This is a genomic window from Streptomyces nitrosporeus, assembly GCF_008704555.1.
GTDB lineage: Bacteria > Actinomycetota > Actinomycetes > Streptomycetales > Streptomycetaceae > Streptomyces > Streptomyces nitrosporeus.
On sequence record NZ_CP023702.1, the window covers coordinates 391,478 to 405,214 of the forward strand.

General features: G+C 73.9%; 12 protein-coding genes. 10 read left to right on the plus strand and 2 right to left on the minus strand.

Going from position 1 to position 13,737, the window contains the following annotated elements; translation table 11 throughout:
• Positions 1 to 74 precede the first annotated feature (74 nt).
• Positions 75 to 3,476 (minus strand): AfsR/SARP family transcriptional regulator, encoded by a 3,402-nt coding sequence (locus CP967_RS01775; RefSeq protein ID WP_190175363.1) that lies wholly within the window; start codon positions 3,474 to 3,476, stop codon positions 75 to 77.
• A 176-nt stretch (positions 3,477 to 3,652) separates the two neighbouring features.
• On the opposite strand from CP967_RS01775, the gene CP967_RS01780 reads away from it, so the two are divergent.
• The 4 genes from CP967_RS01780 (at position 3,653) to CP967_RS01795 (ending at position 7,841) form a co-directional block, all read left to right on the plus strand.
• Entirely contained in the window at positions 3,653 to 4,276 is a 624-nt protein-coding gene (locus CP967_RS01780) for an SDR family oxidoreductase (RefSeq protein WP_150486216.1), read from the plus strand.
• A complete protein-coding gene (locus tag CP967_RS01785; RefSeq protein WP_150486217.1) occupies positions 4,273 to 5,565 on the plus strand; it encodes an MFS transporter in 1,293 nt (430 codons plus the stop codon). Before CP967_RS01780 ends, CP967_RS01785 begins: the two co-directional genes overlap by 4 nt.
• A gap of 287 nt (positions 5,566 to 5,852) precedes the next feature.
• On the plus strand, positions 5,853 to 7,097 hold the full coding sequence (locus tag CP967_RS01790) for an IS701 family transposase (RefSeq protein WP_229888588.1): 1,245 nt from the start codon (positions 5,853 to 5,855) through the stop codon (positions 7,095 to 7,097).
• 54 nt (positions 7,098 to 7,151) lie between these two features.
• Positions 7,152 to 7,841, plus strand: coding sequence for a response regulator transcription factor (locus CP967_RS01795; protein ID WP_150486218.1), 690 nt, complete (start codon positions 7,152 to 7,154; stop codon positions 7,839 to 7,841).
• Between the two features lie 187 nt (positions 7,842 to 8,028).
• Here CP967_RS01795 and CP967_RS01800 read toward each other — a convergent pair whose 3' ends face one another.
• Positions 8,029 to 8,787: a maleate cis-trans isomerase family protein gene (locus CP967_RS01800; protein ID WP_150486219.1), complete on the minus strand. Its 759-nt coding sequence runs from the start codon at positions 8,785 to 8,787 to the stop codon at positions 8,029 to 8,031.
• A gap of 243 nt (positions 8,788 to 9,030) precedes the next feature.
• Between CP967_RS01800 and CP967_RS01805 the strand changes: the two genes are divergently transcribed.
• Genes CP967_RS01805 through CP967_RS01830 form a run of 6 tightly spaced genes read left to right on the plus strand, consistent with a single transcriptional unit; the run spans position 9,031 to position 13,694 of the window.
• Entirely contained in the window at positions 9,031 to 10,185 is a 1,155-nt protein-coding gene (locus CP967_RS01805; protein ID WP_150486220.1) for a LeuA family protein, read from the plus strand.
• 28 nt (positions 10,186 to 10,213) lie between these two features.
• Complete coding sequence (locus CP967_RS01810; RefSeq protein ID WP_150486221.1) at positions 10,214 to 10,399, plus strand: lysine biosynthesis protein LysW; 186 nt, start codon at positions 10,214 to 10,216, stop codon at positions 10,397 to 10,399.
• 1 nt (position 10,400) lies between these two features.
• The gene (locus CP967_RS01815; protein ID WP_150486222.1) at positions 10,401 to 11,255 is read left to right on the plus strand and encodes an ATP-grasp domain-containing protein; all 855 of its coding nucleotides are present in this window, start codon (positions 10,401 to 10,403) and stop codon (positions 11,253 to 11,255) included.
• On the plus strand, positions 11,252 to 12,307 hold the full coding sequence (gene argC / locus CP967_RS01820; RefSeq protein ID WP_150486223.1) for an N-acetyl-gamma-glutamyl-phosphate reductase: 1,056 nt from the start codon (positions 11,252 to 11,254) through the stop codon (positions 12,305 to 12,307). The genes CP967_RS01815 and argC overlap by 4 nt, the downstream gene beginning before the upstream one ends.
• On the plus strand, positions 12,304 to 13,134 hold the full coding sequence (locus tag CP967_RS01825; protein ID WP_150486224.1) for an amino acid kinase family protein: 831 nt from the start codon (positions 12,304 to 12,306) through the stop codon (positions 13,132 to 13,134). The genes argC and CP967_RS01825 overlap by 4 nt, the downstream gene beginning before the upstream one ends.
• Entirely contained in the window at positions 13,131 to 13,694 is a 564-nt protein-coding gene (locus CP967_RS01830; RefSeq protein ID WP_150486225.1) for a type 1 glutamine amidotransferase, read from the plus strand. Before CP967_RS01825 ends, CP967_RS01830 begins: the two co-directional genes overlap by 4 nt.
• The last annotated feature ends 43 nt before the right edge of the window (positions 13,695 to 13,737 follow it).

Genomic DNA, 13,737 nt, shown 5'->3' on the forward strand with positions numbered 1-13,737 from the left:
CGCGGGCGGCCCGGAAGGCGGCACCCCGGTGGACCTCGCGGCCGCTGTGCCGCGGCCGGAACCGCGGCGGGTGCTCAGCGGACCTCACGGGCGAGGCGGATCCTCTCCTCCGGGGTGAGCCGGGTCCCCCTGCCGTACGCCTCCGAGAACGCGTCCGGCCCCAGCACGGCCCGTGCCGAGGCCGTGACGCGATCGACGTCGGTGCGTTCGGCGGGCGGCAGGGGGGCTCCGGCACAGCGCCGTGCGGCCGCCGCGGCACCGAGCAGGACGGCCGCGCGGGTGGCGGCGGGATGCCGCCCGGAAAGGGCCGCCGCACCGGCGAGGCCTTCCAGGGAGAGGGCCAGGGCGCGGGGCTCGGCGAGGGCGAGGGCGATCTCCATGCCTTCCAGGTGGCGGGCCGCCGACCCGTGCGCGTCACCGCGCAGCTCGGCGACGAAGCCGGACTCGGCCAGGAGCAGGTGGTCGCCCGCCCGGGAGGAGACGCCGGCGTAGCCGTCGCGGATGCGGCGCAGGTGCGCCTCGGCCCCGTCGAGGTCGCCCGAGCGGCGGGCGCCGAGGGCGAGGCCCATCTCGGAGTGGATCTCGCCGTACTTGTAGCCCTGCTCAGCGGCGATCCGGCGCGCCTTTTCGTGCAGGTCGCGGGCGCGGTCCCAGTCGCCGGCGAGCAGCGCGAGCCGGCCGAGGCCGGAGAGCCGTGCGGACACCTCCGCCTCCAGCCCCAGCTCCCGCGCCATGAGCAGCCCTTCGCGCTGACGGCGCTCGGCCTCCTCGTACGCCCCCTTGATCTCGGCGAGCGCGGCGAGCGGGGAGACCGTCTGCAACTCGCCCCACCGGTCGCCTAGTTCACGGAAGATCAGGGCACTGCGGGTGCCGTCGCGGCCGAGCCCGGCGAGATCGCCGCAGACCAGCGCGAGTGTCGCGCGCAGGCCGAGTGCGGCGGCGGTGCCCCACCGGTCCCCGGCGGCGGTGAACAGGGTGAGGGCACGGGCGTTCAGCTCGCCGCTCCCCGCCGTGTCACCCGCGCTGAACAGGCCGAACGCACAGAGCCAGAGCGCGCGGGCCCGGCGTACGGGGTCGGGGACGGCGTCGGACGCGGAGGCGGGGACGTGGCCGTCCGCCCCGATGGCGGCTGCCCCGGGATCTCCGGTCAGGAGCGCGAAAGCGGCGTGCAGCGAAGCCAGTTCGGGCGGCCCGCCCGTCACCTCCAGTACCGCGCCCAGGCTCCGGCGGGCCTCGGTGAGGCGGCCGCGCAGCAGCCACCACCAGGCGAGGGCCGTGGCCAGCCGGACCGCCTCCTCCGGCTCCCCCGCGCCCGCCCGGCGCACCGCCTCGTCGAGTGCCGTACGGAGGTTGCCGGCCTCCGCGTCCAGCCGGGCCAGCCAGGGCCGCTGCCCGGCACCGCGCAACTGCGGCTCGGCGTGTTCGGCCAGGGCCCGGTAGTGGCGCAGATGACGGTCGCGTACGGCGGTGAGGTCCTCCATCTCGTGGAGCCGCTCGGTCGCGTACGCGGCGACGGACTCCAGGAGCCGGTAGCGGGGGCCGGCGGGTCCGGCCACCACGACCACCAGGGACCGGCCGACCAGCCGGGTGATCAGGTCCAGCACCTCGTCCCGGGCCACGCCGTCCCCCGCGCAGACCGCTTCGGCGGCGGCCAGGTCGCAGCCGTCGCTGTGGGCGGCGAGGCGGCGCAGGACGATGCGTTCGGGTGCGCTGAGCAGTTCCCAGCTCCAGTCGATCACCGCGCGCAGCGTCTGCTGGCGGGCCGGGGCACCGCGCTGCCCGAAGGTCAGCACCCGGAAGCGGTCGCTGAGCCGCTCCGCCAGCTCCCTCACCCCCAGGGCCCGTACGCGGGTGGCGGCGAGCTCCAGCGCGAGCGGGATGCCGTCGAGGCGGCGGCAGATATCGGCGACCGCCCGGCGCTCCGGCTCGTCCGGCGCCTCCGGGTCACGCGGGAAGCCGGGGGCGGCCGCGGCCGCGCGCTCCATGAACATCCGGACCGCGTCGGCGGGCTCCAGCGGCTCCACCAGGAACGTCGTCTCACCCGCCAGGCCGAGCGGCTCCTGCCCGGTGGCGAGGACCCGCAGACCGGGGGCGGTGCGCAGGAGGAGTTCGGTGAGTTCGGCGGCGGCGTCCACGACATGCTCGCAGTTGTCGAGGACGAGCAGGGTGCGGCGGTCGCGCAGGGCGGCGGCGAGGCGGTGCGGGAGGGAGGGGGTGGAGGTGCCGGTACCGGGCAGTGGCCGGGGGGCGTCGTCGCGGATGCCGAGGGTGGCGGCGACGACCTGGGCGAGGTCGGCGGGGGTGCCGGCACGGATTCCGGCGAACTCCACGAGCCAGGTGCCGTCGGCCAGTTCGCCCGGCTGCGCCCTGTCCCGCTCCGCGGTGGCCGCTGCCACGGCCAGCCGGGTCTTGCCCACGCCGCCGGGTCCGGTGAGGGTCACCAGGCGTACTCCGGCGAGGAGTCGTGAAAGCTCGGCGAGCGCCCGGCGGCGGCCCACGAGGGGGGTGAGGGGGGCGGGGAGGTTGGAGTGGGGGGGCGGGCCGGCGGTGGAGGCGGCCGGTACGGCGCCCGCGGCATGAGCCGTGGCCGGGGCGTGAGCCGTGGCCGGGGCGGGCTCCGTGGCCTGGGCGGGCTCCGTGGCCTGGGCGTGAGCGGTGACCGCGGCGTGAGCCGTGGCCGGGGCGGGCTCCGTAGCCGGGGCGTGAGCCGTGGCCCGCGCCCGGGTGCGGTCCGCGGCCCCCGCGCTCAGCTCCGGCTCCTGCCGCAGCACCGCCTCGTGCAGCGCGGCCAGTTCGGGGCTCGGGTCGACCCCCAGCTCCTCCACCAGCCGGGTGCGGAGGTCCTCGTACGACGCGAGCGCCTCGCTCTGGCGGCCCGCCGCGTACAGGGCCCTCATCTGGACGGCGCGCAGGCGCTCCCGTAACGGGTGGAGTGCGACGAGGCCGGCGAGCTCCCCGGCGAGGAACGCGTGGTCCCCGGCCTCCAGGCGCGCCTGGGCCTGCTCCTCCAGCACGGAGAGCCGCTGCTCCGCGAGCCGCTGGGCGGCCGCCCGTGCGAAGGGGGCGTCCGCGAAGTCCGCGTACGCCGGTCCGCGCCACAGCTCCAGGGCCTCGGTGAGCAGCGAGGCCCTGGCGTGCGGGTCCTGGACGGGGCGGGCCTTCGCCACCAGGGCCCGGAAGCGTACGGCGTCCACCTCGTCGCCGTCGAACCGCAGCCGGTATCCAGGGGGCCGGCGCACCACGCGGTCGCGGCCGATGGCCCGGCGCAGCTGGGAGACCTTGGCCTGGAGAGCGCCCGCGGGTCTGCCCGGCAGGGCGTCCGCCCACAGGTCGTGGACGAGACGGTCCGCGGACACCGGTCCCCCGTCGTTCGCGAGCAGATCCGCCAGCAGGGCCCGGACCTTGGCTTCGGGGACCGCGACCTCCCGTCCCTCGCCGTCCCACACCGTCAGTGGCCCGAGCACCCCAAACCGCATAGGCGCCACCGTACAGGTCCGGGGCGCCGACCCCGGGTCCCAGGGCACCCGCCGCCCCGGGACCGGCCGGCCCGAAGGTTTTCCGAAGGTTCCCCGAAGCGCCCGGGCGCAGAGTCGTCCTCGCGAGCGATACCGCGACGCGTCCCCGCGGGCGGCACCTGGAGGCAGCGGCAGCCATGACCAAGTACGCGCACGAAAAGGCCCTGGTCTCCGGTGAGGCCACCGACATCGGCCTGGCCATCGCCAAGCGGCTCGTGGAGGGCGGTGCGAGCGTCCTGCTGACCGCCCGCACCGATGCCGAGCGCGCCCACGCGGTCACCGAACTCGGCTCCGTCGCCCGGGTCGTCACGCCGTCGGCCGTGGGGGCCGCCGTCACCGGGGACGGCACCGCCGGCTTCGGCGGCGTCGGTCTCCTCTTCACCGACGCCGTCCCCACCGCGCGCCTCCTGCTTCCGTACGTCGAGGACGGCGGCGCGATCGTGCTGACCGCCCCCGCCCCGTGCCCCGACGCCGTGCGGGCGCTCGCCGCCGAACTCGCCGCCCGGGGCATCCGTGTCAACGCGGTGGCCCCGGGCTGTATCGAGGCGCCGGGGTCCGGCGCCGTGCCCCTGCCCCCGCTCGGGCGCCTCGGCGCCGCCGAGGAGGTGGCCCGCGCCGCGCTCTTCCTGGCCACGGAGGCGACGTTCACCACGGGAGCCAGGCTCCCCGTCGACGGCGGCCTCGGCAGCCCGTGCCCCCGCGCCCCTTCCTCACCCTCCACCCCGCCTCTCCCATCCGGAAACCTGGAGCACACCCCATGAGCACCGCACCCGACACGGCGCCCGCCGCCGCGGCAACGGACCCGAAGGGCGGAGGCGGGGAGCAGCAGAGGCTGCCGCTGTTCGCCCTGCTCGCCCTCGCCACCGCCGTCTTCGTCACCAGCCTCACCGAGACCCTCCCCGCCGGTCTGCTGCCCGCGATGAGCAAGGACCTGGGGGTGAGCCAGTCCGCGACCGGTCAGACCGTCACGGTCTACGCGATCGGTACCGCCCTGACCGCGATCCCGCTCACCGCCGCCACAGCGGGCTGGCGGCGCAAGAAGCTGCTGCTCACGGCCATGGGCGGGTTCGCCCTCGCCAACACCGTGACGGCCCTGTCCTCCGTCTACGAGCTGACGATGGTGGCGCGGTTCGTCGCCGGGGTCGCGGCCGGTCTGGCCTGGGCCCTGCTCGCCGGGTACGCCCGCCGCATGGCCCCCGCGCACCTCCAGGGCAAGGCGATGGCCGTCGCCATGGCCGGTATCCCCGTCGCGCTCTCCCTCGGTGTGCCCGCGGGGACGTTCCTCGGCGACTGGCTCGGCTGGCGCGTGGCGTTCCTGTCGATGACGGTGCTCACGGTCGTACTCCTGGTGTGGATCTCCGTGGGCGTACCGGACTACCCCGGCCAGGGGCGCGGCGAGCGGCCGAAGCTGCTGCGGACCCTGACCATCCCGGGCGTCTCCCCGGTCCTCTTCGTCACGCTGGTCTTCGTGCTGGCGCACACCATCCTGTACGCGTACATCGCCACGTACCTCAAGGACCTGGGCCTCGGCGGCTCCACCGGCTTCATTCTGCTGGTCTTCGGCGCCGCCTCGCTGGCGAGCATCTGGATCGTCGGCGCGCAGATCAACCGCCGGCTGCGCGGCCTCACCGTCGGCGGCGCGCTGCTGGTGGCCGTGGCCTCCCTGCTCCTGGCCGTCCTCTCCGACACCACCGCCCTCGTCTATGTGGCGGTGGTGCTGTGGGGTCTGGGCTGGGGCGGTGTGCCCACCCTGCTCCAGACCGCCGTCGGTGACGCGGGCGGCGAGTCGGCCGATGCCGCGCAGGCGATGCTCGTCACGCTCTGGAACGTCGCGATGGCGGGCGGCGGCATCGTCGGCGGCATCCTGCTGGACACCCTGGGCAGCGAGTCCTTCCCCTGGGCGGTCCTGCTGCTCCTGCTGCCGGTGATCGCGGTCGTGCTCTACGCCCGCCGGGCCGGCTTCCCCGCCCACCGGCCGGTGGCGGAGGCCGGGGAGACGCCGGACCGGGCCACCGTCCCGGCCCCCACCGGCTCCGGCCCGGCGGCCTGACGCACCGCGCCCGGGCCGTGTTCATGATTTGTTGACACTTCACCGGCCGGCTCCGGGACCCGGCTCCACCAGCGGCGGAGCCGGGTCCTTCGTCTCCACGCGCCCGTCACCCATGCCCCGTCGAGGGGTGTTTTCGCAGGTCAGGCCCCGAACTCGCGAAATAGGCGGCCGAGGCGGGCAAACTCCGTCCCGGACGGTACTTTCACCCCGTACTGATGTGCCATGTACCCACTCGGGTGCGAGCGGTGACGAGTGCGGTGACGAGTATCGAGGGGGCGTAGCGTTACATGTCGTCAAGTGGGGTGCGCGCGGAGGTGCCGGGCGACGGCGCGTACATGCAGACGTTCATGGACGAGATCTTCCGGGCGTTCCGCCGTCCGGAGCAGCGCCGCTGGGCCCACGCCTATCTGTGGGCCCTGATCCACGTGCCGGGCAAGAAGACACCCCGCCGCATGGCACTGGCGGAGCCCCTGCCCCCGGCCGCGGCCCACGGTCTCCACCGGTTCATCAACGCCAGCCCGTGGGAGTGGACCCCGGTACGCCGCCGGCTCGCCCGCCGGGTCGCCGCGCTGACGACCCCGCACGCCTGGACCGTCGCCGAACTCATCATCCCCAAGCGCGGCGAGCACTCGGTGGGCGTGCACCGGCGCCTCGACCCCGTCACCGGACGCACCGTCAACTGCCAGCGGGCGCTGGTCCTCTTCCTCGTCTCGGGGACGCAGTGCTATCCGGTGGACTGGAGCCTCGTGCTCGGCGGAGCGTGGGACTCGGACCAGGAGCGCAGACGCCGGGCACGCGTCCCCGGGTCCGAGGCCGGGCGCACCCCCGCCGATCATGTCGTCGGGTACGCCGCCGGAGTGGCCGGCCGGCCCCGGCTCGCCGGGCTGCCCTGGGTGCTGGACCTGACGCGGTGCGACGACGCGGCGGGAGTCCTCGCGGGCCTCGCCCGGCAGCGGGCCGACGTGGTGTGCGAGGTGCCCCCGGACCACCCGGTGCTCCTCGCCGGACAGCACACGCCCGCCGTGGCCGAGGTGGGCGCGCTCATGGAGTCCCGGCACGCCCGGCAGACCCACGTCCTGCTCCGGCAGGGCCCGGACGGCCGGGTCCGGCCCGTACCGGTCCACACCTACGCGGGCACGGTCATGGCGCCGCGGCCCGGCCCCGGCGACGACGTGGGCGTACGCCCGTACCGCGTTCTGGAACGGCCCGACCCGGACGGCCGGCGGCCCGCCCGGTACTGGCTCACCACGCTCACCGACCGGCGGGTCGAGGAGGTCCTCCGGCTGGCGCGCAGCCACGCCGCCGCCCTCTCCGCCGTCACCGCGCTCGGCCGCGGATTCGGCGTCCTCGACTTCGAGGGCCGCTCCTTCCCCGGCTGGCACCACCACATGACCATGGTCTCGGCCGCCTACGTCTACCAGCGCCTGCCCGGGGCCGCAGAGGGTGCCACCGGGGGTGCCACCGCCCCACCGGAAGCGCCGCCCCGCGCCCGGACACCGCCCGCCGTCGCCCTCACCGGCGTCCTCGACTGACATGGCGGCGCTGCGGACCGGCGTGAAGCCGGGGAGAAAGGGCGGGCGGGACACATGAGACAGGTACTCGTGGTGGAGCAGGACGCCTCCGCGGCGGCGGCCATGGTGAGCGATCTGCGGCGGCAGGGGTTCACCGCCCGCAGCGTCTCCACCGGGGAGCGGGCGCTACGGGTGTACGGGGAAGCGGATCTGGTGCTGTTCTCCCTGGAACTGCCCGATATCGACGGACTGGAATTATGCCGTTCCCTGCGCAGCGGCGGGGACACGGCCCTGATAGCGGTCACCGACGCCGACGTCGAACTGGAACGCGTCCTCGTACTGCACGCGGGTGCGGACGACTGTGTGGTGAAAAGCTGGGGATTCCGGGAGATCGGAGCCCGTATAGAAGCGGTACTGCGCCGGTCCCGACCCCGGCAGCGACTTCCGGGCACTATTTCCCTGCGTCATCTGCATATCGATCCGCGCAGGCAGGAAGTCCGGCTCGGGGAACGGCTCGTCGGCGTCACTTCGAAGGAATTCGAGCTGCTCTACACGCTGGCCGCGACCCCGGACACGGTCGTGACGCGGAAGGAGCTGATGGCCCGGGTCTGGGGCAGCGACTGGGGGCACACCAGCCGCACGATCGACACGCATGTGAGCAGCATCCGGGCGAAGCTCGGCTCCAGTGGCTGGATCATCACGGTCCGGGGCGTCGGCTACCGGATGGGGTACGTCTGGCAGCTGCCGGGGACACCCGCGGGCTGAGCGGGCCGCGGCACACGGCCCCGGGACACATGCGCTCCCGGGGCCCTCGCCGCCCCCGGGGCATGCACGCTCCCGGGCTCTCGCCGCCCCTGGGACACGCACGCTCCCGGGGTCCTCGCCGTCCTGGGGCACGCACGCTCCCCGGGACCCTCGCTGCCCCGGGGCACGCACGCCCCGGGGTCCGCCGTCACACCGCCGCCCCCTCCAGCCGCCGCAGCAGCGGGTGGTGCGCCTCTCCCTTCTCCCCCACCGCTCGCCGCGCCCACCAGGCCGAGGCCAGGTTCGAGGTCAGCAGGGTGCGGTGCGGCTCGCGGCGGGCCAGCTCGGTCAGGGCGGCGAGCGTGCCCATGCCCGTGCCCGTGAAGAGCAGGGCCGTGCCGGCGGGCAGCTCCCGCTCCCGTATCCGCCGCAGGAGGGCCCCGGTCGTCACCGCGTACGGATCGAAGCGCGCCTCCCCGCCCGGGCGCGCCGCTTCCTCCGCCGGGACGGGCACCACCCCGTCGACCGTGAGGCCGGCCCGTTCCCAGAAGGCGCGGGAAGTGTCGGTGAGCCAGGGCTCGTACGGGGAGACGAGGGTCAGGCGGGTCACCCCGAGCGTCTCGCAGGCCGCGAGGACCGCCTGCGTGGAGGACTGCACGGGCGAGCCGGCGCGCTCGGACAGCTCGTCGCAGAAGGCCCGGTCGCCCGCCGGCTCCAGCAGGTAGTGCGAGGCGCTGCACGCCACCACCGTGGCGTCCAGGCGCAGCGCGCCGAAGCTGCCGAGCAGGGCGGGGAGCACCTCGTTGTACGTCTCCAGCATCGTCCGGAGCCCGGCCCCGGGAGTCACCGGGAACCGGGAGGTGTACACGTTCATTCCGACACCGAGCAGATGCTTGAACTCGGGTTCCGCCGTGGGGTTCTCCGGCGGCACGACGACCCCCAGCCGGGGCAGCGAGAAAAGATCCATGCCCAGCACCGTAGGGCGCACATCACATCAACGGGTGTTCTTCGCCCGCTGTTTGGCATACCTGGACACCCCTCTTGCACTCCTTTTCCTTTCCGACATTCCCTGACACTCCGCAACACAGCCCTCACACGGCAGACATTGCTCTTCCCGGTCAGGCGCCGAAGGATGTGACTCGGCGAAAGCAGTCCTTCGGCCGGCCCTTTCGGGAAAGAGCCGGTCTTTTCGGTGAAGAGGAGAAAAGAAATGGCAGCAGAAGGCCCCGGGGAACTGGAGAGACCGCCCCGTATATCGGACGCGACACTGCGGGACTCCGCACACATGGCGGGGGTGGAGTTCGGCCCCGAGGACGCCGCCGCCATCGCTGACCTGCTGGTGCGCACGGGCGTCGAACTCGTCGAGGTGGGCATGGTCTCCGGACCGGACTCCAAGGACGCCGGCCTCGTCCTCGCCGCCCACGAGGCGGTCACCGCCGAGCGCAGCATGACGCTCGTCGTCGTACGCGACCGCCGCCAGGTCGCCCGCGCGCTGGACGAGGCCGAGCGCCTGGGCGTGCGCCACATCATGTACTCGATCCCCACCTCCGAGCAGCACGCACAGCTGAAACTCGGCTCGGCCAGCCCCAAGTTCCTCCATACGTTGGCACGTTCGGCGATCCAGCAGGCGAAGGAGCGCGGCTTCCACGTCACGTTCAGCGGTGAGGACGGCGCCCGGACGCCCCGGGAGCGGCTCGTCCCCTATGTGGAGGCGGGGTTCGCGGCGGGGGCCGACAGGTTCCGGCTCGCGGAGACCGTCGCATACCTCTCGCCCTGGCGGATGGAGGAGGTCGTCGCGGACCTCACCGCGATCGACGGCTCCGAGATCGAGATCCACTCGCACAACATGCTGGGCATGGCCGTCGCCAACTCCCTGGCGGCCGTGCGGGCGGGCGCCCGGTGGATCTCCGCGACCGTCGGCGGGATCGGGGAGCGCGGCGGCAACGCCCCGCTGGCCGAACTGCTCACCTCGCTGCGCGTCATCCACGGCGACACCCGCTTCGACCTCACCCACCTCACCGAGCTGTCCCGGATCGCCCTGCGGGGCGCCGGCCTCGGCGATGCCTTCCAGTCCGGGCCGACCACCCCGCACGCCTTCGCGTACGAGCTGCCGGGCCAGCTGGACCATCCGCAGGCGTACGAGACGCTGCCCGCCGAACTCGTCGGCAACATACGTGAGTTGCGTGTTCGCAGCCGCCTCACCACCGCCCTCGTCCGCTGGGCCCTGGCCGGTTCGGGCCTGGAGGTCGACGTCGACGCCTTCACCTCGTGGCTGGCCGAGCGGCAGGAGCGGGACGGCCGCCCGCTGCTGGACCGGGACACGATCCGCGAGGCCGCCGTCGACTTCCGCCCCGTACCCGCGTAATCCGCCTTCTCTGTATACGGAGTTCACGATGCCCACCGCCACCCTGACCGGCGTATGCCCCGAATGCGAGACCGACCTGACCGTCCCCCCGGTCGCTCCGGGCGAGACGCTCTCCTGCCCCGAGTGCATCCTGACCCTCCGCGTCGAGGCCGTCGAGGACGGCCGGCTGACGCTGGAGATGGTCGAGGTGCAACTGCGCGACTGGGGTCAGTGACATGGGCGCCGTCCGTCCCGTCGCGGTCGTCGCGGACCGGATCGCCTGGGAGGAACGCCGGCTCATCGAGGCGGCCCCGGCGTTCGGCCTCCGTCTCGACTGGGTGAACGACGAGTCCCTCTCCCTGGGCCACCCGGACGCCCCGTCGGTCAAGGGGTACGACACCCTCCTCGTCCGCAGCCGCAGCTACACGCGCGGCGGTCTGATCGCCACCCTGGCCGAGGCGGCCGGCGTCCCGACGCTGAACACCGCCCGGGCCATCCACGCCTGTGAGAACAAGGCCGCCCTGCGCGCCCTCCTCCAGGCCGTCGGGATACCCGTCCCCGACCACCGGCTCGTGCTCTCCCGCAAGGACTTCGACAAGGCGCTGGCCGAGCTGCCGCTGCCTCTCGTCCTCAAGCCCGTCTTCGGCGGGATGGGCAAGCGGGTCACGCTGATCCGGGACTCCGACACCGCCCACTCCGTGTACGACTACATCGAGGACCTGGCCCACGCCTTCGAGCAGGCCAGTGTGGTGGAGCCGTACCTCGGCGGCAGCTCGGTGCGGTGCCTGGTCGTCGGGCGGGAGCTGATCGGGGCGGCCGAGTTCGAGGCCGGCGGCAGCGACTGGCGCAACAACGCGGCCCTCGGCAACAGGACCCGCGCCGTCGCCCACGACCCCGACGTGCTGAAGACCGTCGACGGTGTGGTGGACGTGCTCGGACCCGGCATCTACGGCATCGACCTCTTCGCCACCCCGGACGGCTTCGTCGTCAACGAGGTCAACCACGCCCCCGGCTTCCGGGCCGTGGCCTCCGCCACCGGAGCGGACGTCCCCTCGGCCATCGGCCGTTACGTGCAGGAGCTGCTCTCATGATCCGTGCAGGAGTCGTCGGCGCCTCCGGGTTCGCCGGCGGCGAACTCATCCGCCTCATCACCCAGCACCCCGGCCTGGAGCTCACCTTCCTGGGCGGCTCCTCCAGCGCCGGCCGCCGCCCCTCCGAGCTCCACCCCGGCCTCCGCGACAACCGGGGCCTGACCGTCCAGCCGGTCACCGAGGACGTCGCGGACAGGGTCGACGTCCTCTTCCTGGCCACCCCGGCACCGGTCTCGGCCGAGCTCTCCTCGCTGTTCGCCGACCGCGTCCCGGCGATCGTCGACCTCAGCGGCGCGTTCCGCATCCGTACGCCGGAGCTGCACGACCGCTGGTACCCGAAGGTCGAGCGCCGCTCCGACCTGGCGGACCGCTTCGTCTACGGCGTACCGGAGCTGATCGGCGACCGGCTGAAGGACGCCGCGCTCATCTCGCTGCCCGGCTGCTACGCCACCGCGATCACCCTGGGCCTCGCACCGCTCACCCTCGGCCTCGGACTCCGCCTGAAGACGGTGGTGGTGGACGGCAAGAGCGGGTCCAGCGGTGGCGGCGTCCAGCTGCGCACCTCCGACCTGCACCCGTTCCGGGCCGGGGCCATCGCCCCCTACTCCCCCGCCGGGCACCGGCACGCCGCCGAGGTCGGCGACTTCCTGGAGCGGAGCAGGCCCGGCACCATCGGGAGCCTGTCCATGTCGGCGTACGGCGTCCCCAACGTGCGTGGGCTGCTGACCAGTTCGTACGTGTTCACCGACGAGGAGGTGGACCGGCGCGAGCTGAACCGGGCCTATCTGCGCTTCTACAAGGGGCACCCGTTCGTCCGGGTGCGGCGGCACGACGAGACGCTGATCCCGGTGCCCGACCCCCAGGCCGTCCTCGGCTCCAACTACGCGGACGTCACGGTGCTGCTGGACGAGGAGGGCGGCCGGATCGTCGTGCTCGCCGCACTCGACAACCTGGTCAAGGGCGCCGCGGGCCAGGCCGTGCAGGTGACGAACCTGCGCTTCGGCCTGCCGGAGGAGACGGGGCTGACGCAGCAGCCGGTGATGCCGGCGTGAGCACGGACCGTTTCATCCCGACCGTGGTGAAGCTGGGCGGCAGCTGCCTGGACGATCTCGACGGCACCTGGTGGGACGACCTCGCCCGGCACGGGCGGGAGCGTCCGCTGGTCCTGGTGCACGGCTGGTCCAAACCGCTCAGGAACCTCGACGCCCGTCACCGGGAGCCTTCGGCGGTCCTGCGCGACCGGTACGGCAACCAGAGCCGGTGGACCACACCCGAGGTCATCGAGGACATCAAGACGGTCAGCGCCGTCCTGGCCGAGGACGTCCTCGCGCGGCTGGAGAGCCGTGGCATCACCGCCGAGCGGCTGCTCGGCAGCGACGGGCTGGTCGGCGCGGGAGCGGGCGAGCGGTGGTGGTGGCGTGAGAAGCAGCTCGTGGAGCTGGAGAACCTCGTCGGCCCGATCACCTCGGTGGACCCGGGCGCGCTGAAGAACCTCGCACCCGGCCACGCCTGCCTGGTCACCCCGCTCGCCCGCAACGCGGCGGGCCAGGAGGTGAACACCGACGCCGACCGGGCCGCCGCCGCGATCGCCGGGGCCACCGGTGCGCCGGACCTGGCCCTGGTCACCGACGTCGGCCATCTGCTGATCGACGGCAGGCCGGTACGCCGGATCAGCGCGAAGGAGGCGGCCGTCTTCCGGGACAAGGGCGCCACCGGCGGGATGCGCAAGAAGCTGCGGGCGGCGGGCGAGGCCCTGGACCGCGGTGTGGAGCGGGTCGTCCTCGGCAGCGCCCCCGTCACGGACCTGCTGGACGGCTCCACCGGCACGCTGATCACGAAGGCTCCCGACGGGGCCGGTACGTCAGGAGCCGACGCATGAGCCGGCCCCGCGTGCTGGTCGTCGACAACGGAACGCTCTCGCTCAGGCAACTCCGTTCCCGGCTGGAGGAACTGGGCTCGGAGACGGAGACGGTCGGCGCATCCTCCGTGCCCGCCCGGGTGGACGGCCGCTACCAGGCCGTCGTGTTGAGCGGCACCAAGGTGCGCGCGTACGACAGCGAGTTCTACAAGCCCCTGATCGACCTGGTGACGACAGCGGACGTGCCGGTCCTCGGCATCTGCGGCGGGATGCAGATCCTCGCCGTCGCGGCCGGCGGGCGCCTCGCGGAGGGGCCGCAGCGGGTCGGCGGCCACGAGGTGCGGGTGGACACGGAGGAGCCGCTCTTCACCTACGTGAAGCCCACGGTCACCGTCTTCCACCGGCACACCCTCTACCTCCAGGAGGCCCCGGCCGGCTACCGGTCCATCGGCCGCTCCGAGCACGCGCCCGTGGAGTTCCTGCGCTCGGACGACGGCCGGATCCACGGCGCCCAGGCCCACCTGGAGTTCCGCAAGGACGGTCTGGAGATCCTGCGCGGCTTCACACAGCTCTACCAGTGACCGGGCCTCTGCCGGCCCCTTCCTACAGGACAAGGATTTCGCC

Coding starts and splice junctions, on each gene's coding strand:
- argC (WP_150486223.1), top strand. CDS start 11,252: ATGATCCGTGCAGGAGTCGTCGGCGCCTCCGGGTTCGCCGGCGGCGAA.
- CP967_RS01795 (WP_150486218.1), top strand. CDS start 7,152: ATGAGACAGGTACTCGTGGTGGAGCAGGACGCCTCCGCGGCGGCGGCC.
- CP967_RS01800 (WP_150486219.1), bottom strand. CDS start 8,787: ATGGATCTTTTCTCGCTGCCCCGGCTGGGGGTCGTCGTGCCGCCGGAG.
- CP967_RS01805 (WP_150486220.1), top strand. CDS start 9,031: ATGGCAGCAGAAGGCCCCGGGGAACTGGAGAGACCGCCCCGTATATCG.
- CP967_RS01815 (WP_150486222.1), top strand. CDS start 10,401: ATGGGCGCCGTCCGTCCCGTCGCGGTCGTCGCGGACCGGATCGCCTGG.
- CP967_RS01790 (WP_229888588.1), top strand. CDS start 5,853: ATGTCGTCAAGTGGGGTGCGCGCGGAGGTGCCGGGCGACGGCGCGTAC.
- CP967_RS01785 (WP_150486217.1), top strand. CDS start 4,273: ATGAGCACCGCACCCGACACGGCGCCCGCCGCCGCGGCAACGGACCCG.
- CP967_RS01810 (WP_150486221.1), top strand. CDS start 10,214: ATGCCCACCGCCACCCTGACCGGCGTATGCCCCGAATGCGAGACCGAC.
- CP967_RS01775 (WP_190175363.1), bottom strand. CDS start 3,476: ATGCGGTTTGGGGTGCTCGGGCCACTGACGGTGTGGGACGGCGAGGGA.
- CP967_RS01830 (WP_150486225.1), top strand. CDS start 13,131: ATGAGCCGGCCCCGCGTGCTGGTCGTCGACAACGGAACGCTCTCGCTC.
- CP967_RS01780 (WP_150486216.1), top strand. CDS start 3,653: ATGACCAAGTACGCGCACGAAAAGGCCCTGGTCTCCGGTGAGGCCACC.